Here is a 21786-nt window from a genome sequence, read left to right on the forward strand (position 1 = left end):
TTGATGAAAGCTTCCCTGCGTCAGCGCCTCGACGCCTTCGCCGAGCGTTTCGAGGAGCTCGCCGCCCTGTTGGCGGATCCCGAAGTGATCGCCGACCAGCCTCGCTTCCGCGACTATTCGCGCGAATACGCCGAACTCGAGCCGCTGGTGGAGGCCTGGCAGACGTTTCGTGGCGTGGAGGGCGACATCGAGGCCGCCGAGGCCCTGGCCGACGACGCCGATGCCGAGATGCGCGAGCTGGCAGAGCTGGAACGGGACGAGGGGCGGTCGCGGCTGGTCGAGCTCGAGGCGCGTCTCAAGCAGCTGTTGATTCCCCGCGACCCGGACGATGCCGGCAACGTCTTCCTGGAGATCCGCGCCGGCACCGGCGGCGACGAGGCGGCGCTGTTCGCCGGTGACCTGTTCCGCATGTATTCCCGCTATGCCGAGCAGCGCGGCTGGAAGGTGGAAGTGGTCAGCGCCAGCCATGGCGATCAGGGCGGCTACAAGGAGATCATCTCGCGGATCAAGGGCGAGGGCGTCTACGGGCGGCTCAAGTTCGAGTCCGGCGCCCATCGCGTGCAGCGGGTGCCGGCCACCGAGTCCCAGGGACGCATCCACACCTCGGCCTGCACCGTGGCGGTGATGCCCGAGGCCGACGAGGTGGGCGACGTCGACATCAACCAGAACGACCTGCGCGTCGACACCTACCGCTCCAGCGGCGCCGGCGGCCAGCACGTCAACACCACCGACTCGGCGATCCGCATCACCCACCTGCCCACCGGGGTGGTGGTGGAGTGCCAGGAGGAGCGCAGCCAGCACAAGAACCGCGCCAAGGCCATGTCGCTGCTCGCCGCGCGCCTCAAGCAGGCCGCCCAGGACAGCCAGCGCCAGCAGCAGGCCGACGAGCGCCGCTCGCTGGTGGGCTCGGGGGATCGCAGCGAGCGCATCCGCACCTACAACTTTCCCCAGGGCCGGGTCACCGACCATCGCATCAACCTCACCCTCTACAAGCTCGGCGAGGTGATCGGCGGCGAACAGCTCGACGAGGTGGTCGAGCCGCTGCTCCAGGAGCATCAGGCCGAGCAGCTGGCCGCCCTGCAGCAGGAGGCCTGATGCGCCTCGACCTGCTGCTGGCCCGCGCCGGCCGGCGCCTCGCGGACGCCGGTTCGCCGAGCGCCCGGCTCGACGCCGAGGTGCTGTTGTGCCACGTGCTGGGCGTCGATCGCACCTGGCTCTATACCTGGGGCGACCGCGAGGCCGATCCCGAGGCCGAGGCGCGATACGAGGCGCTGGTCGCCGAGCGCGAGGCGGGCCGCCCGGTGGCGCACCTGACCGGCGAGCGGGAATTCTGGGGGCTCAGGCTCGCCACCTCGTCGGCCACCCTGATCCCGCGCCCGGACACCGAGGCCCTGGTGGAGGCCGCGCTGGCGGCGGCCGGCGAGGCCGGCCGGCTGCTCGACCTGGGCACCGGCACCGGGGCGGTGGCCCTGGCCTTCGCCAGCGAACGGCCGGGCTGGGCGGTGACCGGTGTCGACCTGCGGCCCGAGGCGGTGGCCCTGGCGCGCGACAACGCCTTGCGGCTCGCCATCACCGGCGCCCGCTTTCTGGTCAGCGACTGGTTCGCCGCCCTCGAGGGCGAACGCTTCGAGCTGATCGTGTCCAATCCGCCCTACATCGCAGACGACGATCCCCACCTGGCTCGCGGCGACGTGCGCTTCGAGCCCCGCAGCGCCCTGGTGGCGGCCGACGACGGCCTGGCCGACCTGCGCCACCTGGTCGCCGCGGCGCGCTCGCACCTGGCGTCCGACGGCTGGCTGATGCTGGAGCACGGCGCGGGGCAGGGCGCCGCGGTGCGTGAGGCCCTCGCCGAGGCGGGCTATGGCGAGGTGCAGAGTCGCCGGGATCTGGGCGGGCGTGAGCGGGTCAGCCTGGGGCGACGTTGAGGAAGCGCCGATTTATTGCTGCGCTCGGCATACTGGCCACCGGCGGTACTCGTGCGCGAGCCCGGTCAACGCCCTCATTTACTGTCACGTAAACTCCGGTCTTTGCGTTCCGGCGATGGCCAGTCTCCCATCGCTCGCGACATAAATCGGTGCTTCCTCGAGGAGCGGACTGGAGCCGCCCCGGCGTGGTGTGGTACACCTGAAAACAGAAAAAAACGCCAGCCGCCGCCGACTATTCATGCATGCATTCCAGAAGGGAGCCGTTTTGCGGTGATTTTCAGAGGAACATGCGGTGGCGGCCCGATCGACGCACCTGGACCACAATGAAAACCAAGACCCGCTCGCTCGACCGTATCGACCTCAAGATCCTGCGTTGCCTGCAGGAAAATGCCCGTATCTCCTATGTTGACCTGGCCTCCCAGGTCGGGCTCTCCACCACTCCTTGCCTGGAGCGCGTCAAGCGCCTCGAGCGCGCCGGCGTGATTCGCGGCTACAAGGCGCTGCTCGACCCCAGGGCGCTCAAGGCCAACCTGCTGGTGTTCGTCGAGATCAGCCTGGAGACCCAGTCGCCCTCGGTGTTCGACGAGTTCCGCCGGGCGGTGGCCAAGCTGCCGCAGATCCAGGAATGCCACCTGGTGTCGGGGCAGTTCGACTACATCCTCAAGTGCCGGATTCCGGAGATGTCCGCCTATCGCCAGCTGCTCGGCGAAGTGGTGCTGACCCTGCCGGGGGTGAAGGAGTCCAAGAGCTATGTGGTGATGGAGGAGGTCAAGGAGGAGTTCTCCCTCTACGTGCCCGATGTCGAGGAGTTCGAGGACAAGTGAGCGACATGAACGACGAGGCGCTGCTGCGCTACAGCCGCCAGATCATGCTCGAGCAGATCGAGATCGCCGGCCAGGAGCGCCTGCTGGCCGGCCATGCCCTGGTGATCGGCGCCGGCGGGCTGGGCTCGCCGGTGGCCCTCTACCTGGCCGCCGCCGGAGTCGGCCGCCTGGACATCGCCGACGACGATGCCGTGGAGCTCTCCAACCTGCAGCGTCAAGTCGCCCACGGCATGGCCGACCTGGGGTGTGCCAAGGCCGAGTCGGCCCGCGAGGCCGCGTTGGCGGTCAACCCGGACTGCGAGATCCGGGCGCTCACCGAGCGCCTCGAGGGCGAGGCGCTGGCCGCCGCGGTGGCCGAGGCCGACGTGGTGCTCGACTGCACCGACCGCTTCGCCAGTCGCTACGCCATCAACGCCGCCTGCCGGGCCGCCGGCGTGCCGCTGGTCTCCGGAGCGGCGATCCGCTTCTCCGGGCAACTGGCGGTGTTCGACCCGCGCGATGCCGAGAGCCCCTGCTATGCCTGCCTGTACCCCCCAGGGGAAGGCGGCGACGAGGAGCTGCGCTGTGCCGAGAACGGCGTGGTGGCGCCGCTGGTCGGCCTGATCGGCTGCTTCCAGGCGCTCGAGGCGGTAAAGCTTCTCGCCCGGGCCGGTCGGGTGCACCAGGGGCTCTCCACCTTCGACGGCCTCAGCGGCCAGTGGCGCCACTTCCGCGTGCCCCGCGATCCCGCCTGCCCGGTGTGCGGCGGCTGAGTCGAGCCTTGGCGGCGAGGCCGGGCAGGCGGTGCGTCTGGCGTCGAGTGCGCGGGTTCGATATGCCCCCCGCGCGTGAATGGCGGAGAGTGGTGGAGAAAGCTGTTAACATTGATTACGTATTCTCAGTGAGCCGATGCCGATGAAGAGGAAGTCTGCCGTCACATCGCGGGATGTCGCCGAGCGAGCCGGAGTCTCGCAGTCGGCGGTGAGTCGCTGTTTCTCGCCCAAGGCCAGCATCTCGGAGAAGACCAAGCTCAAGGTGCTCAAGGCCGCCAAGGAGCTCGGTTATCGCCCCAACAGCATCGCCCGCTCGCTGATCACCCGCTCGTCGCGCACCATCGCCCTGGTACTCTCGCACCTGGACAACATGTTCTACCCGCTGGTGGTGGAGAAGGCCTCGCGACGCTTCCAGGCCGAGGACTACCACCTGCTGCTGTTCGTGGTGCCCGAGGAGGGCGACTTCGCCGGGGTCATGGACAGCATCCTGCAGAGCCAGGTCGACGGCATCCTGATGATGTCGGCCTCCCTGACCTCGTCGCTGGCCCACGAGTGCGTCGAGACCGGCATTCCGGTGGTGCTGATCAACCGCAACGTGGACTTCGCCGGGATCAGCCAGGTCTACAGCGACAACTATCACGGCGGCTACTGGGTCGGCAGCTACCTGGCCATGGGCGGCCACCAGCGCGTCGCCTACCTGGCGGGGCTCGAGAGCTCGTCGACCAGCCGCCATCGCTACCAGGGCCTGGTCGATGGCCTGGCCTCGCTGGGCAAGCAGTGCGAGGTGGTCGCTCGGGGCGACTACGACTTCGAGCAGGCCAGGGCGGCGACCCTGCAGCTGTTCGCCGAGCCCCCCTATCCCGATGCCATCTTCGCCGCCAGTGACCACATGGCCATCGCGGTGATGGAGACCCTGCGGGACGACCTGGGCCGTCGCGTGCCGGAGGACGTCTCGGTGATCGGCTTCGACGACACCCCGGTCGCCGCCTGGCCGAGTTACCGCCTGACCACGGTGCGACAGCCGGTGGATCGCATGGTGGAGGAAGCCACCACGCTGCTGCTCAAGCAGATCCGCCAGGGCGACTTCAGTGCCGAGAACCGGGTGCTGCCGGTGACCCCCATCCTGCGCGACAGCGCTCGCCAGCCCGCTCGGGAACTGGCTCCCGAGTGATTGCCCGCCCGGTGAGCCGTTGCCGGTTCCCCGCGTCGAACTCGCCCGTCGGACTTAATCTTTAGTCGCAGCACCGTGGGCGAAGGTTTTTGCGGCAACCCATTTTAACTCATTGATATGTAGTGAATTTTCGAATGCCTCGAGAGAGGCGTGACGCTGCTGTCGCGTCCCGCCTGTTTTTTGCAAACGTATTCAAGGTGTGCCATTTTTCCCTCGACAGCCACCGATTACGACAACGGCAATGGGGCACCACTGATGGAAAGTTTCGGGACGCTCAACTGGACGATCCTGATCGTCTACCTCATCGGCAACCTGGTGATGGGGTCGCTGCTGAGCAAGAAGGTCAACAGCGCCGAGGACTACTACCTGGGCAACAAGACCATCCCCTGGTGGGCGATCGGCCTGTCGGTGATGGCCACCTACGTCAGCGCCATGTCGTTTCTGGGCGGGCCCGCCTGGTCCTATGGCAGCGGGCTCGGGGTGATGATGATCCAGATCAACTACCCGCTGGTGGTGTTCCTGGTGATCACCCTGTTCCTACCGTTCTTCTACAACAGCGGCGTGGCGTCCATCTACGAGTACCAGGAGCGTCGCTTCGGCAAGAAGGCGCGGGGCGTGATGTCGATCATCTTCATGATGACCCAGACCCTGTCCTCGGCGGCGGTGCTCTATGCCACGGCGCTGGTGCTGAGCTTCATCACCGGCGTGGATGTGGTCACCGCGATCCTGGCGATCACCCTGATCGCCCTGGTCTATACCCTGATGGGCGGGATCAGCGCGGTGATCTGGACCGACGTGCTGCAGGCGGTGATCCTGCTGGTGGGGGCGGCGATCATCTTCTACGCCCTGCTCGACCGCATGCCGGAGTCGCTGGCGACCACCCTGGGCGAGCTCAAGGCCGAGGGCAGGATGAATATCCTGGATTTCTCCTTCGATCCTCGGGTCGAGGCCACCGTCTGGTCCGGGGTCATCGCCATGGTGCTCTATCACGTCACCGTCTACGGCGCCAACCAGATGGTGGTGCAGCGCGCGCTCGCCGCCAGGAACATTGGCGATGCCAAGAAATCCTTCCTGTTCATGGGTTTCGCGGCCTTCTTCATCTACTTCCTGTTCCTGCTGCTGGGGGTGCTGTTCTACAGCTACTATGGCGGCCGCGAGTTCGACAACAGCAACACCATCGTGCTGCAGTTCGCCTCCGACTACGGCCTGCCGGGCCTGCTGGGCATCGTCGCCGCCGCGGTAGTGGCCGCCTCCATGTCCAGCCTGGACTCGGCGCTCAACTCGCTGGCCACGGTGACCACCCTCGACTTCTACGAGAAGTACTTCAAGAAGGGCGCTTCCTCGGCCCATTACCTGAAGGCTTCCCGCTGGTTCACCGTCGGCTGGGCGGTGCTGATCATCTTGCCGGCGATCCTGTTCGCCCAGAGCGAAGGCTCGGTGTTGCAGCTGCTCACCAAGGTCGGTTCCTACTTCGTCGGCGCCAAGCTGAGCATGTATGCCCTGGGGTTCTTCTCCCGGCATACCACCGAGCGGGGGCTGCTGATCGGGGTGGCGGCCGGCTTCGTGGCGGTGTGGTTCGTGGCCACCCAGACCGAGCTCGCCTGGCCCTGGTTCTGCGCCGTCGGCGTGGTGGTCAACGTGCCCGTCGCGCTCGCCGCCAGCCTGCTGCTGGATGGCCGCCAGGGAGAGCTCTCGGCCTATACCATTCAGGGGCAGAAGGCGATGTATCGTGATAAGAACCTGCCGGCCAAGGACCAGGGCTGGTACCTGATTCCCGGCAAGGTGGATCGCGTCAGCTGGCTGCTGGTGGCGTTCTTCCTGGCCACGCTGCTGTTTCTCTACCTGTTCGCGGCATTGATCTGATGCCTCGCCGGGCCTGGCCGTGATGGCGGGCGGGCCCGGTGGTGGCGGGACGAGAGCCGCGACGAAGGAATAAGAAAATCCGGTTTGCATTCGTATGCAATCAGTGCCAGATTACTATCAGCGTCTGATAACAACCGGCGCCACGTTAATCCTGAGCCAGCGCCTGGGCCGCAAGCGACGGCGCCGTAACCCGAAAACCCATACCCTGTAACTCCCGAGGTGAATCCATGATCCGTTATCTCAAGTCCGGTGCCACCCAGGATGTGCGCGCCGAAGCCGACCGCAAGGTGCGCGACGTCGTCGAAACCACCCTGGCCGATATCGAGGCCCGCGGCGATAGCGCCGTGCGCGAGCTCTCCGAGCGCTTCGACGGCTGGTCGCCGAAGAGCTTCCGCCTGACCCAGGAAGAGATCGATCAGGCGATCAGCGAGGTCGATGCTCAGTCCCTGGAAGACATCCGCTTCGCTCAGGCCCAGGTGCGCCGCTTCGCCGAGGCCCAGCTCGCCTCCATGCAGCCGGTGGAGATCGAGAACAGCCCCGGCGTGATCCTCGGCCACAAGCATGTGCCCATCGAGGCGGTAGGGTGCTACATCCCCGGTGGCGGCTATCCGATGGTGGCCTCGGCTCACATGAGCGTGCTGACCGCCAAGGTCGCCGGCGTCAAGCGCGTCGTCGCCGCGGCGCCGCCCTACAAGGGCAAGGCCCACCCGGCGATCGTCGCCGCCATGCACCTGGCCGGCGCCGACGAGATCCTGGTGCTCGGCGGCGTCCAGGCGGTCGGCGCCATGGCCATCGGCACCGAGAGCATCGACGGTGTCGACATGCTGGTCGGCCCGGGCAATGCCTTCGTCGCCGAGGCCAAGCGTCAGCTGTTCGGTCGCGTCGGTATCGATCTGTTCGCCGGCCCCACCGAGACCCTGGTGATCGCCGATGACAGCGTCGACGGCCTGCTGTGCGCCACCGACCTGCTGGGCCAGGCCGAGCACGGCACCAATTCGCCCTGTGCGCTGCTGACCAATTCCGAGACCCTGGCCCGCGATACCGAGGCCGCCATCGCCGAGCTGCTCGAGAAGCTGCCCACCGCCGATGCCGCCCGTCAGTCCTGGGAGGCCTACGGCGAGATCATCGTCTGCGACAGCCACGAGGAAATGCTCCAGGTCGCCAACGACATGGCCTACGAGCATGTCCAGATCATGACCGAGAACACCGACTGGTACCTCGACAACATGGTCAACTACGGCGCGCTGTTCCTGGGCCCGCGCACCAACGTCGCCTACGGTGACAAGGTGATCGGCACCAACCACACCCTGCCCACCAAGAAGGCGGCGCGTTACACCGGTGGCCTGTGGGTCGGCAAGTTCCTCAAGACCTGCACCTACCAGCGCGTGCTCACCGACGAGGCCTCCGCCCGCATCGGCAGCTACTGCTCGCGGCTCTGTGCCCTCGAAGGCTTCGCCGGGCATGGCGAGCAGGCCAACGAGCGCGTGCGTCGCTACGGCCAGCGCGATGTGCCCTATGCCGGTCAGGTGGAAGCCTGAGACGGTCCGATCGAGGAGGCAATCATGACGCTACCCCAGACACCGAGCCAGCGGCTGGATGGCCGCACGGCACTGATCACCGGGGCCAGCAAGGGCCTGGGGCTGGCGGCGGCCTGCGCCCTGGCCCAGGCCGGCGCCCGAGTGATCCTGGTGGCCCGGGATCCCGCGGCCCTCGAGGAGGCGGTGGCGGCGCTGACCGCCGCCGGTCACTCGGCCGAGGCCCTGGCCCTGGACGTCACCGATACCGCGGCGGTGCGCGAGGCGCTCACCGGCCGACGCATCGATATCCTGGTCAACAACGCCGGTACCAATCGGCCCAAGCCGATCGACGAGATCAGCGAGGTCGACTACGCGGCGGTGATGGATATCAATGTGCGGGCCGCCTACTTCCTGGCCCAGACGGTGATCGCCTCGATGCCGGAGGGCGGCTCGATCATCAACATGTCGTCCCAGATGGGCCACGTGGGCGCCGCCGACCGCAGCCTCTACTGCGCCTCCAAGTCGGCGGTGGAGGGCATGACCCGGGCCATGGCGGTGGAGCTCGGGCCGCGCGGCATCCGCGTCAACAGCGTCTGCCCGACCTTCGTCGAGACGCCGATGACCCGGCCGTTCTTCGAGCAGCCGGGCTTTCGCGAGGCGGTGCTGGCGAAGATTCCGCTGGGGCGTCTCGGCCGGATCGAGGACATCATGGGCCCGGTGGCCTTCCTCGCTTCGGACGCCGCCGGCCTGGTGACCGGCAGCGCGCTGATGGTCGACGGCGGCTGGACCGCCCACTAGCAAGCACAAGGAGTTCCCCATGAGCCTGACCGGTTTCGACGCGCAGTTCGTCGACCTGCGCGACTACATCCTCAAGATCACCGAGTGGATCTGGGAAGGTCGCGGCATCGACCTGATCCGCGACTATTACGCCGAGGACTGCCCGGTGAAGACCCCGGGCGGCGCCTTCAGCGGCGTCGAGGGGGTGATCCGCGGCACCCTGGAGACGCTCCAGGAGTTCCCCGACCGCACGCTGCTCGGCGAGGACGTCATCGACAGCGAGGATGCCCCGGGCACCTACTATTCCTCGCATCGCATCTTCTCCCATATGACCCATGCGGGGGAGGGCGCCTTCGGTGCGCCTAGCGGCGTGCGGGCCGGCGTCATGACCATCGCCGACTGCCTGTGCCGGGAGAACCGCATCGTCGATGAATGGCTGGTCCGCGACCAGGCCGGCCTGGCCCGGCAGCTGGGGCATTCCCCCGCGGCGCTCGGCGAGGCCCTGGCGGCCAAGGCCGCGCTGCCCGACGCCGAGGCCCTGGTGGAACGCTGGCGCGGCCCCGAGGGGGACCTGGACATCGATGCCCTGGGACCGGTGGCCGTGCGCTATCGGGACCTCTGGCAGCACGCTCGCCTCGAGCGGTTGCGCGACGGCTACGACCGGGCCATCGACGCCAAGGTGCCGGGAGCGCGCACCCTGCGCGGCCACGACGACCTGGAGCGCTTCTGGTTCGGCTACAAGGGCGCCTTCCCCGCGGGGCAGTTCCGCATCCATCACTGGATCGACCGCGAGGACGCCGGCGAGCCGCGCCGGGTGGCGCTGCGCTGGTCGCTCTCGACCACCCATCAGGGCGGCGGCGTCTTCGGTGCCGCCAGCGGGGCCCCGGTGGTGCTGCTCGGCATCACCCATGCCGAGCTGCGCGGCGACACCGTGGTGCGCGAATGGCACCAGCTCGACGAGATCGCCATTCACGCCCAGATCGCCCAGCATCGCCAGCAGGGGGCCTGATGGCCTGGCCTCGGGCGCGCCGGAGGTGTGCGGCCGGTCAGTGAGACCGCCGAGCTAGCGCTGGATGCCGTCGACCCTTGCCTCTCGCCAGGGCCGTTCGCATCGCCTCGAGGGCCATGCCGCTTCGAGGTGGGGCGTGGTGAGTGGCGGGTCATGTGGCGGCCCGGAGTGGTTGCGTATTCAACAACAATCCTGGCGCCCGGTCGCTCTGTTGCCCTCCCCGGGTGTCGGTATGGTGATCCCGGTTAGTGCGAGCGGCCGCGAGGGGTGGCGAGAAAACCCGGTGTGTCGCCGGTAATGTGCCTCGGTGAGTGCATGGCCTGCGATGAGGGCTGCCTCCAGCGGCAGCTTGGTGATAAAGATTTACCCAAGACATGCGTATGGTATCGAGAAATGGCTTGCAGGCCCGAAGGCCTTGGGTCTACTCTTGTTGCATACGTAAGCATAAAAATAAGACGATACCCATAGGGAGATCTTATGGCTGAAGTAACGCTCAAGAATGTCGGTAAGCGTTGGGGATCGTTTGTCGGTGTCGACAACTTCGATCTCACCATAGCCGACAAGGAGTTTCTGGTACTTCTCGGGCCCTCGGGATGTGGAAAAACCACGACAATGCGAATGATCGCGGGGCTGGAAGATGCCACTGAAGGTGACATCCTGATCGACGGGGAGCGTGTCAATGACATGGAGCCGAAGGACCGGGATGTGGCAATGGTGTTTCAGTCCTACGCGCTCTACCCCAACATGACGGTCTACGACAACATTCGCTTTCCGCTGAAGGTGCGCGGGGTCGACCCCTCTACACATGACGAGAAGGTGCGTCGCGCCTCTGCGATGGTTGAGCTGGATGACTTCCTGCATCGCAAGCCGTCGGAGCTGTCCGGCGGCCAACGCCAGCGTGTCGCCTTGGCTCGGGCCATCGTTCGCGAACCCAACGTCTTCCTGATGGACGAGCCGCTGTCGAACCTCGATGCCAAGCTACGTGTTTCAACCCGCGCTCAGATCAAGAACCTGAGCCATGAACTGGCCGTGACGACGATCTACGTGACGCATGATCAGATCGAGGCGATGACCCTGGCCGATCGGGTCGTGGTGATGAAAAACGGCATAGTACAGCAAATCGGCAGCCCGACCGATATCTATGACAACCCCGTCAATATCTTTGTCGCCAGTTTCATCGGCAGTCCGGCGATGAATCTGATAGAGGGGCATGTCCAGAACGGTACCTTCCGCGCCTCACATGTCGAAATCCCCGGATTGAGCGTGCCGGACGGAGCGCTGACCATCGGGTTTCGTGCCGAAGATTCCAGCATTGCCTCTCCGGGGGAAGGCCAGATCAACGCCCCCATCTACACGATGGAGCTGCTGGGCGACGCGACGATGATCTCGGTGCGGGTTGGCGGTGTACTGGTGTCGGTGAAGGCGGACAAGACCTTCCGTGCCGAGATCGATGACATGGTATCGATCTCGGTGCCTCAGGAAATATGCCACCTGTTTGATAATGCAACGGGTGTGCGGGTCGAGGGTGATGACCCATCTGCCACGTCGCCGGACGCCGGCGCCCATCGTGTGAATAAAACCAGTCCGGTATCTCATCTAACAACAATATAAGGAAGACAACATGCGATTGAAGAGGCTAGCTGCCGCATCACTGGTTTCGGGCCTGATGTGCTCGTCGGCTTTTGCTGCTGACTGTGGGCCGGAGGGGAAGTCCATCCGTATCCTGGCGAGCGACTTCCCGGCGATTCGCGCCGTCGTGGACCAGGCGAGAGCGAACTGTGCAGAGTCCGCCGCCGAGTTTAGCGTCAACCATACCACCGAGGCGCGCCAGATGATGAACGCAGCGCTGACGCCGAACCCGGCGGAATACACCTCGGTGATCCTGGCCAACTCGACGCTGACCCAGCTGATGAACGATGGGTTGGTAAGGCCGTTGAACGACCTGGTCGAAAAATACGAAGACAGCATCCCGGAGCACCTGCTGATCACCATCGATGGGGACGTGATGGCAGTGGCCTTCATGGCCAATTCTCAGCATCTGTTCTCGCGCCAGGATATTCTGCAGCAGGCCGGTGTGGACGGTATCCCGGCTTCCTATGAAGAGGTGCTGGAGGCGGCGGAAAAGATCCGTTCCGCGGGGATCATGGAGCATCCGCTGGTCATGAACCTCCAGACCGGGTGGAGCCTGGCCGAGGCGTTCAACACGCTCTACCTCGGTCACGATGGCGAGTTTTTCGAGCCCGGTTCCGCCGAACCCTCGATCAGCAACGAGCAGGGCATCGCCACGCTGCAAACCATGAAGGCGCTGGTCGAATATGCCCATCCGGATCATCTGACCCATGCCTCGAACGAGACCCAGGGCCTGTGGGAGTCCGGACAGGCGGCGTTGGGCATCATGTGGGGCTCTCGCGGGTCTCCCATCCTGGATGAGGAAGGCTCCACCGAAGCGGTGGCGTCGAACACTGTGCTGTCAGCCGCGCCCACCGTCGGTGGCGGTTCGATCCCCGCGGCCACCCTGTGGTGGGACGGTATCTCCATCGCCGCCAACGTTCCGGATGAAGACGCCGAGGCAACATTCGCCGCGCTGGTCAGTGCGCTGACCCCGGAGATGGTCGCGGAGAACAACGATGATGCCGTCTGGATGATCGACGGGTTCGAGCCCGGCCCCGCGGCCGCGGGCGTAGCCGCCACCATGCGGGGCGGGGCCCGACCCTACCCGATGATCCCGCAGATGGCGCTGCTGCACGCTGCGCTCGGTTCGGAATTGACCGACTTCCTGAAGGGTAACGAAAGCGCCGAGAAGGCGTTGGCAGACGTCGAGACCGCCTACCGCACCTCGGCCAGGGAAGCCGGTTTCATCAACTAAGCCTTCCGGCTAGAGGGGGCCGATCGGCCCCCTCGCTCTGTTCCGGACTGAACACCGAGGCGCACTCCATGAAGCACCGCACCTTCTTCTGGTTCATCCTGCCGACGCTTTCCGCGATGATCCTGTTCATCGCGCTGCCCATCGTTTCGGTTGCCATCCAGTCGCTGTTCGTCGAGAACGAGCAGGTGCTGGTGGTATCCGAAAGCTGCGGCCCGTTCGGCTGTACCTCCACCACCAAAGTCGATGCCGAGGCCACGGCCAGGCTGCAGGAAGAGCAACCCCTGGGTCAGTTCAACGGGCTCGGGACTTACTTCAATCGTTCGCATCTGGCCTTTGCGGAAGTCGGCGAGGCCTGGAGCAGCACCGACACCTTAGGCGAGTTCTGGGGGCAGGTCTCCAACCTGCCTTTCTACCGCGCGTTGTTCTTCACCCTGACCTACACCGCCGTGGTCACCCCGGTGGTCATCGTGCTGGGCCTGGCGATTGCGGTGGGCGTCAACAACCTGCCCAGGTTGCTCAAGGGACCGTCGATCTTCATCTCGCTGCTGCCCTTTCTCGTCACGCCGCTGGTGGGCGCGTTGATCCTGTTCTGGATGGTCGATAGCGACGGCATTATCGGCGCCACCATCCAGCGGATCTTCGACGACCCCTCGCTCAGCCTGAAGGCCTCGACGGCGCTCACCTGGAGCATGCTGATCGTGTATGGCATCTGGCATACCCTGCCGTTCAGCTTCATCACCTTCTACGCAGGGCTTCAGACAGTGCCCGAGGACACCATGGAAGCCGCCAAGATCGACGGTGCCTCCAAGTGGCAGCGCATGATCCATGTGGTGGTGCCGCATCTGGCGCCGTTGATGTCCTTCGTGACGCTGATGCTCCTGATGGACAACTTCCGGGTCTTCGAGCCGATCGTCAGCTTCAAGGCCGAGGCCCATGCCACGTCGCTCAGCTGGATCATCTACAACGACCTGCGCGAAAGCGGCAATCCCCTCTACGGTTCCGCCGGGGCGACCTCGATGATGACGATCATCGGCGTGGTCATCCTCCTGACACCGGTGTTGATTCGCACCTGGCGCGACTTCAACCGTAAAGCACACTGAGGGCACGATCATGACAACCGAGACACTATCTCGTACCACAGCCCCTGCGGTGAGCAGCAACGCCCGGTTCCGCTTGTCGCCGCTCACCGTCATCTCCCTGGCTCTCGTGGCGCTCTGGCTGATCGTCGCGGCCTTTCCCTTCTTCTGGACCTTCTGGGGAAGCTTCAAGGTTCAGTCGGATTTCTTCTCCAAGGTCGACTGGCAGAACGCCATCTACGGGGTCAACACGATCAAGGAGACCGGCAGTGCCTTTACCCTTCAAGGCTACTCCGGCGCCTGGGTCGACGAAGCGTTCTGGCGCAATGTGATCAACTCGGCCATCGTCGTGTTCTTCACGGTGATCATCTCACTCACCATTGGCACGCTCGGCGGCTATGCCCTGGCCCGCTCGGGCCGTCGCTATGCCTTCTGGCTGTTGATGGCCGCGCTGGCGTTCCGCGCCATGCCGCATATCACCCTGGTCTCGGGCTATATGCTGCCGTTCTTCGAGTGGAACATCTGGGGGCTGTTGCCGACCACCATCATCGTACTGGTGGCGATCAACCAGCCCTTCACCCTGTGGATGCTGCACTCGTTCTTCCTCAATATCCCCAAGGACATGGACGAAAGCGCCATGGTCGATGGCTGCACCCGCTTCCAGGCCTTCCGGCACGTGATCATTCCGGTCATGTGGCCCGGGGTGATCACCACCGGGCTGTTCAGCTTCCTGCTGGCCTACAACGACTTCACGGTGACCGCGATGCTCCTGAGTTCGGAGAACGAGACCATCATTCCCGCGATCAACAGCTTCCTGGGCACGACCCAGGTCGAAGGCAAGGTCATGTACGCCGTCGCCGCCGTGGTGTCGGCCACCGCTCCGCTGTTCGTGCTGATACTGCTCTTCCAGCGGCAGATCGTCAGCGGTCTCACCGCCGGCGCGGTGAAAGGGTGACCCATCCGTGATGGCTATCCCCGGCGGGGGCGGGCGCACTATCGACCCGCTCGACGAACGCGCCCCGGCCGATGCCATCTCGGCCCAGAAGCAGGCAATGAATGGGAAAAAGCCGGGTTACAGGAAAACCGTGATCGGCGATGAAACGACATAAACCGGCGAGCCAGGGACGATTCTCTGCATGATCGCCGATTTCGTCGGCAACGCTGGACAACGCAATATCCGCGACCGCCGGCTTGGCGGCAAGAACGTGTGCAATGTAGAGGTTACAGAATGACGACGGACACCCATACCCACAACAAGATGCGGATTGCCCCGATGCGGGAAGCGATGCGCGATTTCAGCGAAACAGGCGTGCGGGCCGCGCTGGAAGGGCTGATCGCCCCGGACGCGGTGGTGCACATGTGCCACCCCTTCGGCGACCTGGTCGGTCCGAAGGCGCTTTACGACACCTGCTATGCGCCGCTGCTCGAGTCCATGCCCGACCTGGAGCGCCGTGACTGGATCGTCATGGGCGGGCGCACCGAACATGGCGGTGACTGGATCGGTTGCGGGGGCCATTACTATGGCACCTTCGTGAAGCCCTGGCTGGACATTCCACCGACCGGCCACCTGACGCACATGCGCTTTCATGAATTTTATCGCTTCGAGGAAGGCCGAGTCGTCGAGATCCAGACCATCTGGGACATCCCCGAGGTGATGATGCAGGCCAATGCCTGGCCGCTGGCGCCTTCGCTCGGTCTCGAGTTCTGCATCCCCGGGCCGGCGACGATGGATGGCGTTGTGCCGGGTCCCTGGGACGAGGAAAAGTCACAGGCCTCCTGCCGTCACATCGTCGATATGCTGGATCACATGAAGAAACACCCCAGCCAGGGCGGACCGGAAGTGATGGAGATGCCAAGGTTCTGGCATGAGCGAATGAACTGGTACGGTCCGGCCGGCATCGGCACGGGCCGTGGCATCGCCGGCTTCCGCAACTGGCACCAGATTCCCTTCCTGAGCGGCATGCCCGACCGCGGTCAGTATCTGGACGAGATCACCTATCACTTCTTCGGCGATGGCGATTACGCGGCGGTCACCGGCTGGCCCAACATGATGCAGACGGTGACCGACGACGGCTGGCTGGGCATCGCTCCCTCGGGCAAGAAGATCGCCATGCGGTCGCTGGATTTCTGGCGACTGGAAGACGGCAAGATCCGGGAAAACTGGGTGACGGTCGATCTGCTGGATGCCTATCGCCAGCTGGGCGTGGACGTCTTCGCGCGTCTGCGCGAATTCAACAAGGCTCGCGTGGTGGGGGAGATTCCCTTTCCCGTAGGCGAGGCCTGACATGACCACTTACTTCGGTATTTCCCGGTGCCGCCTCCATCACAGGGGCGACCTCGAAGGCGTCAGGGTGTCGTCTCGTGAACGGCACCGTCTCGACGAGATCGCTATCCACGCCCAGATCGCCCAACACCGACAGCAGGAGGCCTCATGACCTGGACCCTCGACACGCTGCGCCAGCGCCGGGTGCGTTACGACGACCTGGTGCCCTGCCGCAATGCCTTCATCGATACCCGTTCGCCGGGGTCCGATCGCAAGGAAAACTTCACCATCATCGGCCCCGGGGTAGCGGAGAGTTCCGACCAGCACGTGCATATCTCCGAGCCTCACGGCTTCAACGTCGGCGGCGCCCGCCAGCCCGATGGCTGCCTGAACTCCCAGCACTCCCACGAGGGTGCCGAGGTGTTCGTGGTGCACACCGGGCGCTGGCGGCTGTTCTTCGGCCCGGAGCGGGAGGAGGGTACCCTGGACATCGCCCCGGGCGACGTGGTCAGCGTGCCGACCCAGATGTTCCGCGGCTTCGAGAAGCTCGATGCCGGCACCGGCTTCCTGTGGGTGGTACTGGGCGGTGACGACCCGGGGCGGGTGCGCTGGGCGCCCAGCGTCTTCGACCTGGCCGAGCATCATGGGCTGGTGCTGCTCAAGAGCGGCCGCCTGGTGGACCGTGCCGCCGGCGAGACCATCCCCGAGGACGAGGAGATCGAGACCGCCCCCGACGCCGAAGAGATCGCGCGGCTGGTGACGCCTTCGCCGGAGCGCCTCGCCGAATGCATGGTGCGCCACGAGGCCTTGCGCGGCAACGCTGACGCCGTGCTCGCCGCCCCCGGCGTCGAGGAGTGCGGCGTCATCGCCCCGGCGGCCAGTGGCGACGGCTTCGGGCCGGGGCCGATCAGCGGCTGGTGGCCCCATGGTTTCCAGCTGCGCGTGCTGCGCATCGCCGAAGGGGCCGTGACCCCGGACTACCACTGCGACGAACCGGAGGTGCTGTTCGTGCAGTCCGGCGGCGTGCGTCTGGTCAGCGAGGCCGGCGAGCTGGCGCTGGGCACCGGCGATACCTTCACCTCGCCCCAGGGCTGGACGCATCGCCTCGAGGGCGATGCCGACGCCGAAGTGGTCGTGGTGCGTGGCGGGGATGCGCCCACCGGCCCGCGTCGCGCTGCCTGAAGGGCAAAGAGGACTACGTATGCATAATGTGACCCGGCGACAGCCGCTGCTGCTGATTCCCGGCACCCTCTGCGACGAGCGGCTATGGGCACCCCAGGTCGAGGCCCTGGAAGGGCGGGCCGATATTCGGGTGCCGCGCCTCGATGCCAGTGACGATCTGGAAGCCCTGGCTCGGGACATCCTCGACCAGGCGCCCTGGCCGCGCTTCAGCGTCGCCGGGCTGTCGATGGGCGGCATCCTGGCGCTGGCGCTGATGCGCCTGGCGCCGGAGCGCATCGAGCGGCTGGCGCTGCTCGATACCAACCCCTTCGCCGAGGTTCCCGAGCGCCGGGCGCAGCGGGCCGACGACATCGCCCAGGCCGAGGCGCTGGGCATGGGGCGCTACGCCGGCGAGACCCTGGCGCCGCTGTATCCCGCCGAGGGCGACGACGAGGATCCCGAACACCGTGCCCTGGTGGTGGCCATGGCCGAGCGCGGGGGCCTCGAGACCTTCCGACGCCAGGCCATCGCCCTGCGCGACCGCCCCGACGCCAGCGCCGGGCTCGCCGCCATCGCCGTGCCGACCCTGGTGCTGTGTGGCGACGGCGACCGGCTGTGTCCGGTGTCCCGGCACACGTACCTGGCCGAGCATATTCATGATGCCGAGCTGGTGATCCTCGAGGGCGTCGGCCACCTGAGCACCCTGCAGGCCCCCGAGGCGGTCAACCAGGCGCTGGCGCGCTGGCTCGACCGTGCGCCGAATCCCCACACCCGGAGAACCCCATGACCCTGAGCCCGGAACTGCTGAACGAACTGCGCCGCTTCGATACCCCCACGGTGGCCAATGCCCTCGACCTGGTGCGTGGCACCCGCAGCGCCGAGGGCTTCAGCCGGCTGCCGCTGGTGGCCGCCGACCCCACGGCGCCGCCCCTGGTGGGCTATGCCCGCTGTGCCAAGATTCGCGCCCTGACGCCCCCCGAAGAAGAGGCCGGGGTGATCCGCGAGCGACGCCTCGCCTATTACCGCTATGTCGCCGACAGCCCCGCCGATTCGCTGATGGTGATCGAGGACGAAGACGGCGAGGACGCCGTGGGCGCCTACTGGGGCGAGGTCAACACCTGCCTGCACAAGCGCCTGGGCGTCGATGGCGTGCTCACCAACGGGGTGATCCGCGACCTCGACGACCTGGAGCCCGGTTTTACCGTGTTGGGCGGCCGCGTCGGCCCCTCCCATGCCTATGTGCGGGTCACCGCCGTCGACGTCCCGGTCAGGGTCTTCGGCCTGGCTATCGCCCCCGGCGAGCTGATCCATGCCGACAGACACGGCGCGGTGCGCCTGACCCCGGGCGAGGCCCAGGCACTGCCCGAGGCCATCGCCAAGATCGTCGGCGCGGAAAAGGAATTGCTGGCCAGCGCCAGGGCGCCCGGCTTCGATTTCGACGCCCTGCTGGAGGCCTGGGAGGCCTTCGAGAAGCGGCGCGTATAGTTCCCTTCCTCGTCGCCTGGCCGCGTTCGGTGTCGTCGTTACCGAGGGCGGCCGTCGGTGTTTCCTGCCCCCGGAGATTGTCATGACATGTCATCAAGCCAACAAGGCCCTGATTCTCGAGTTCTATCGCGAGCTCGAGGGGGCCGATGCCGAGACGGTCGGCAGCGTCGTCGATCGTTACACCGCCGCCGATTACCAATGGCATGGCGTTTATCCCTTCGAGGAGCAGCGGGGCGCCGAGGCCGTCACCGAGGCCTTCTGGCGGCCCTTCCTCGCCGCCTGGTCGCCGGTCCAGCGGCGCCAGGACGTGTTCTTCGCCGGCACCAACGCAAGCGACGGCAGCGACTGGGTGGTCAGCATGGGCCACTTCATGGGGCTCAGGGATCGGCCCTGGCTGGGCATCCCGGCGACCCGCAAGATCGGCTTCCTGCGCTATGCGGATTTCCACTGTATCCGCGATGGACGGATCGTTCGCAGCGGATTCTTCTGCGACATCATCGATGTGATGCATCAGGCCGGGATCCAGCCGCTGCCGCCCCAGACCGGCGCCTCCTTCGTCTATCCCGGCCCTCGGACCCACGACGGCCTGCTGCTCGAGGCCCAGGATCCGGCGGCGGGGGAGAAGACCCTGGCGCTGGTCAACCGCATGGTCGACGATCTCACCGCCCTCAATCAGAGCGGCGATGACCTGCCGCCCCCGGAGCTGCTGGCACGCAGCTGGCACGACGACATGATCTGGTATGGCCCGGCGGGCATCGGCGCCACCTACACGATTCCCCGCTACCAGGAGCAGCACCAGTTGCCGTTTCGCACTGGGCTGACCGGCAAGGTCTTCAATGGCCATGTGACGCGCTTCGCCGAGGGCGACTATGCCGGCTTCTTCGGCTGGCCGAATCTCACCAATACGCCTCTGGGAGGCTTCCTGGGGCTGCCCGGCAGCGACGTTCGCGCCGACATGCGAGTGGTGGACATCTACCGCCGCGAGGGCGACAAGCTGGCCGAGAACTGGGTGCTGATCGACCTGCCATACTGGTTGAAGCAGCAGGGCCTCGACATCCTGGCGCGCACCGCGGGGCTGGTGGGCACCGACTATTCGTAGGTGACGACCAGGAAGGCCAGCAGTTCCTCGCCGCTCTCGTTCTCGATGACGTGCTCCTGGTCGGCGTGATAATGCGCGGAGTCACCCGCGGCTAGTTGGCATTCGTTGTCGCCGGCGACCACCCGAGCGCGACCGCGGGTAATGGTCAATAATTCCCGTGTGCCCTCGAAATGGGGAGCGCTGCGCAGGCTCGCCTGGGCGGCGATGCGCAGCTCGTAGAACTCGACGTGCTTTTCCAGATGCAGCGGCGAGAGGGTGCGAATCCGGCATTCCCGGTCGTCGCGGAACAGGTGGGTGGCGTCGTCGCCGCGGACCACCTCGATGGTGGAGGCGGTCCAGGGCTGGTCGACCAGGTCGCCGATACTCAGGCCGAAGGCCTGGGCGATACGCAGGGTCACCGCCAGCGTCGGATTGGCGCGGCCACGCTCGATCTGGCTGAGCATCGAGCGGCTGACGCCGCAGGCCGAGGCCAGCTGGTCCAGGGTCAGGCCGCGGCTCTTGCGCAGCTCGATGACGCGGTCGCAGAGCAACTGGCCGCCGTGCTCCTGCGGTGCGGGGGGTGTCGTGATCACCCGGGCCTCCTTGGTATCCAGGATAATAGATTTTTTTCTTGCATAGTGGATTTTATCCACTATGCTGGAATTAATTCCTCCATGTTAGCCATCTCGGCGGGGATTGCCAGCCAGGGGGATCATTCATGGAAGCCATCCACGACAACCAGGAGGCGCGCATGAAGGCGCTAGTCAAGCGAGAAGCGGCCCCGGGGCTTTGGCTCGAGGACGTGCCCGAGCCCGAGGTCGGCATCAACGACGTGCTGGTGCGAGTCAAGCGCACCGCCATCTGTGGCACCGACCTGCATATCTACAAGTGGGACCGCTGGGCAGAGCAGACCATCCCGGTACCGATGGTGGTGGGCCACGAGTTCGTCGGCGAGATCGTCGAGGTGGGCTCCAACGTCAACGACTTTCACCCCGGGCAGATCGTCTCGGGGGAGGGCCACGTGGTCTGCGGGCGCTGCCGCAACTGCCTGGCCGGGCGGCGGCACCTGTGTGCCCATACCCGTGGCATCGGCGTCAATCGGCCCGGGGCCTTCGCCGAGTATGTGGCCCTGCCGATGTCCAACGTCTGGGAGCACCGGCCCGGCATCGATCTGGATGTGGCGTCGCTGTTCGATCCGCTCGGCAATGCCGTGCATACCGCCCTGCAATTCGAGGTGCTCGGCGAGGACGTATTGATCACCGGGGCGGGCCCGATCGGCGCCATGGCCGCCGCGGTATGCCGCCACGCCGGGGCGCGCCATGTGGTGATCACCGATCTGAATCCACAGCGTCTGGCGCTGGCCAAGACCCTGGGCGCGACTCGCACCGTCAATGTCGCCGAGGAGAGCCTGGCCGAGGTGCAGCGCTCGCTGGGCATGACCGAGGGCTTCGACGTGGGCCTCGAGATGTCCGGCAGCCCGGCGGCCTTCAAGGACATGCTCGCCAACATGTGTCACGGTGGCCGGGTGGCGATGCTCGGCATCCCCACCGAGGAGTTGGCCATCGACTGGAACACCGTGATCTTCAACATGCTGACCATCAAGGGCGTCTATGGCCGGGAGATGTACGAGACCTGGTACAAGATGTCGGTGCTGGTGGAATCGGGAATGGACATCTCGCCGGTGATCACCCACCGCCTGCCCTATACCGACTTCGAGCAGGGCTTCCAGGCCATGCTGGCCGGCGAGGCCAGCAAGGTGGTCCTGAACTGGGATTGATCGGTATACGCGTAGCGCTCGGAAGCGATGCGTGCCGGGGACAAGGTGTAGCGAGGGTCCTGCGCCATGGGTGAGGAGCATTGCTCCGAACGGGCTGGCCATGGATGGCCAGCACCGGCCCTGCAAGCGGCGCAGGATGCGAGAGCGCCGCAGGGCGTCGGTAGCGCTCAGGGATGGGGTCACAGCGCCCTCGCGATGGTCCGACACGTCGGGGCTTGTCGTCGGGAACGCTCATCGCTTCC

At 66.0% G+C, this 21786-nt stretch carries 21 protein-coding genes; 20 read left to right on the forward strand and 1 reads right to left on the reverse strand.

Annotated features, from left to right (window positions below):
- Positions 1-3 precede the first annotated feature (3 nt).
- The 19 genes from prfA (at position 4) to ACXAFN_RS13555 (ending at position 19788) form a co-directional block, all read left to right on the forward strand.
- Positions 4-1095 carry a peptide chain release factor 1 gene (prfA, locus tag ACXAFN_RS13465; RefSeq protein ID WP_474989312.1) on the forward strand — a complete coding sequence of 364 codons (1092 nt, stop codon included), beginning with the start codon at positions 4-6 and terminating at the stop codon, positions 1093-1095.
- Positions 1095-1925 (forward strand): peptide chain release factor N(5)-glutamine methyltransferase, encoded by an 831-nt coding sequence (gene prmC / locus ACXAFN_RS13470; RefSeq protein WP_474989313.1) that lies wholly within the window; start codon positions 1095-1097, stop codon positions 1923-1925. The genes prfA and prmC overlap by 1 nt, the downstream gene beginning before the upstream one ends.
- Before the next feature lie 323 nt (positions 1926-2248).
- Positions 2249-2749: an Lrp/AsnC ligand binding domain-containing protein gene (locus ACXAFN_RS13475; RefSeq protein ID WP_474989314.1), complete on the forward strand. Its 501-nt coding sequence runs from the start codon at positions 2249-2251 to the stop codon at positions 2747-2749.
- A gap of 5 nt (positions 2750-2754) precedes the next feature.
- The gene (locus ACXAFN_RS13480) at positions 2755-3501 is read left to right on the forward strand and encodes a HesA/MoeB/ThiF family protein (protein ID WP_474990152.1); all 747 of its coding nucleotides are present in this window, start codon (positions 2755-2757) and stop codon (positions 3499-3501) included.
- A 142-nt stretch (positions 3502-3643) separates the two neighbouring features.
- The gene (locus ACXAFN_RS13485; protein ID WP_474989315.1) at positions 3644-4672 is read left to right on the forward strand and encodes a LacI family DNA-binding transcriptional regulator; all 1029 of its coding nucleotides are present in this window, start codon (positions 3644-3646) and stop codon (positions 4670-4672) included.
- A 255-nt stretch (positions 4673-4927) separates the two neighbouring features.
- The gene (locus tag ACXAFN_RS13490) at positions 4928-6535 is read left to right on the forward strand and encodes a sodium:solute symporter family transporter (RefSeq protein ID WP_474989316.1); all 1608 of its coding nucleotides are present in this window, start codon (positions 4928-4930) and stop codon (positions 6533-6535) included.
- A 227-nt stretch (positions 6536-6762) separates the two neighbouring features.
- A complete protein-coding gene (gene hisD / locus ACXAFN_RS13495) occupies positions 6763-8073 on the forward strand; it encodes a histidinol dehydrogenase (protein ID WP_474989317.1) in 1311 nt (436 codons plus the stop codon).
- Between the two features lie 24 nt (positions 8074-8097).
- Positions 8098-8850, forward strand: coding sequence for an SDR family NAD(P)-dependent oxidoreductase (locus ACXAFN_RS13500; RefSeq protein WP_474989318.1), 753 nt, complete (start codon positions 8098-8100; stop codon positions 8848-8850).
- A gap of 19 nt (positions 8851-8869) precedes the next feature.
- Positions 8870-9838, forward strand: coding sequence for an ester cyclase (locus ACXAFN_RS13505; protein ID WP_474989319.1), 969 nt, complete (start codon positions 8870-8872; stop codon positions 9836-9838).
- A gap of 477 nt (positions 9839-10315) precedes the next feature.
- Positions 10316-11449, forward strand: a complete 1134-nt coding sequence (locus ACXAFN_RS13510) for an ABC transporter ATP-binding protein (protein ID WP_474989320.1) — start codon at positions 10316-10318, stop codon at positions 11447-11449.
- A 10-nt stretch (positions 11450-11459) separates the two neighbouring features.
- Positions 11460-12704 (forward strand): ABC transporter substrate-binding protein, encoded by a 1245-nt coding sequence (locus ACXAFN_RS13515; protein WP_474989321.1) that lies wholly within the window; start codon positions 11460-11462, stop codon positions 12702-12704.
- A 68-nt stretch (positions 12705-12772) separates the two neighbouring features.
- Positions 12773-13804, forward strand: a complete 1032-nt coding sequence (locus ACXAFN_RS13520; protein WP_474989322.1) for a carbohydrate ABC transporter permease — start codon at positions 12773-12775, stop codon at positions 13802-13804.
- Between the two features lie 10 nt (positions 13805-13814).
- A complete protein-coding gene (locus ACXAFN_RS13525; RefSeq protein WP_474989323.1) occupies positions 13815-14735 on the forward strand; it encodes a carbohydrate ABC transporter permease in 921 nt (306 codons plus the stop codon).
- 7 nt (positions 14736-14742) lie between these two features.
- Positions 14743-14889 carry a hypothetical protein gene (locus ACXAFN_RS13530; protein WP_474989324.1) on the forward strand — a complete coding sequence of 49 codons (147 nt, stop codon included), beginning with the start codon at positions 14743-14745 and terminating at the stop codon, positions 14887-14889.
- 119 nt (positions 14890-15008) lie between these two features.
- Positions 15009-16064 (forward strand): ester cyclase, encoded by a 1056-nt coding sequence (locus ACXAFN_RS13535; RefSeq protein ID WP_474989325.1) that lies wholly within the window; start codon positions 15009-15011, stop codon positions 16062-16064.
- A 147-nt stretch (positions 16065-16211) separates the two neighbouring features.
- On the forward strand, positions 16212-17225 hold the full coding sequence (locus ACXAFN_RS13540; protein ID WP_474989326.1) for a cupin domain-containing protein: 1014 nt from the start codon (positions 16212-16214) through the stop codon (positions 17223-17225).
- A gap of 19 nt (positions 17226-17244) precedes the next feature.
- On the forward strand, positions 17245-17991 hold the full coding sequence (locus ACXAFN_RS13545; RefSeq protein ID WP_474989327.1) for an alpha/beta fold hydrolase: 747 nt from the start codon (positions 17245-17247) through the stop codon (positions 17989-17991).
- Positions 17988-18689, forward strand: a complete 702-nt coding sequence (locus ACXAFN_RS13550; RefSeq protein ID WP_474989328.1) for an RraA family protein — start codon at positions 17988-17990, stop codon at positions 18687-18689. The genes ACXAFN_RS13545 and ACXAFN_RS13550 overlap by 4 nt, the downstream gene beginning before the upstream one ends.
- A gap of 82 nt (positions 18690-18771) precedes the next feature.
- Positions 18772-19788 carry a nuclear transport factor 2 family protein gene (locus ACXAFN_RS13555; RefSeq protein WP_474989329.1) on the forward strand — a complete coding sequence of 339 codons (1017 nt, stop codon included), beginning with the start codon at positions 18772-18774 and terminating at the stop codon, positions 19786-19788.
- On the opposite strand, the gene ACXAFN_RS13560 is transcribed toward ACXAFN_RS13555, so the two are convergent.
- Entirely contained in the window at positions 19779-20360 is a 582-nt protein-coding gene (locus ACXAFN_RS13560; RefSeq protein ID WP_474989330.1) for a helix-turn-helix domain-containing protein, read from the reverse strand. The genes ACXAFN_RS13555 and ACXAFN_RS13560 overlap by 10 nt on opposite strands.
- 158 nt (positions 20361-20518) lie before the next feature.
- Here ACXAFN_RS13560 and tdh point away from each other — a divergent pair, with 158 nt between their 5' ends.
- Complete coding sequence (gene tdh, locus ACXAFN_RS13565) at positions 20519-21544, forward strand: L-threonine 3-dehydrogenase (RefSeq protein WP_474990154.1); 1026 nt, start codon at positions 20519-20521, stop codon at positions 21542-21544.
- Positions 21545-21786: the final 242 nt, after the last annotated feature.

The organism is Halomonas sp. ABH4_019 (assembly GCF_056159885.1).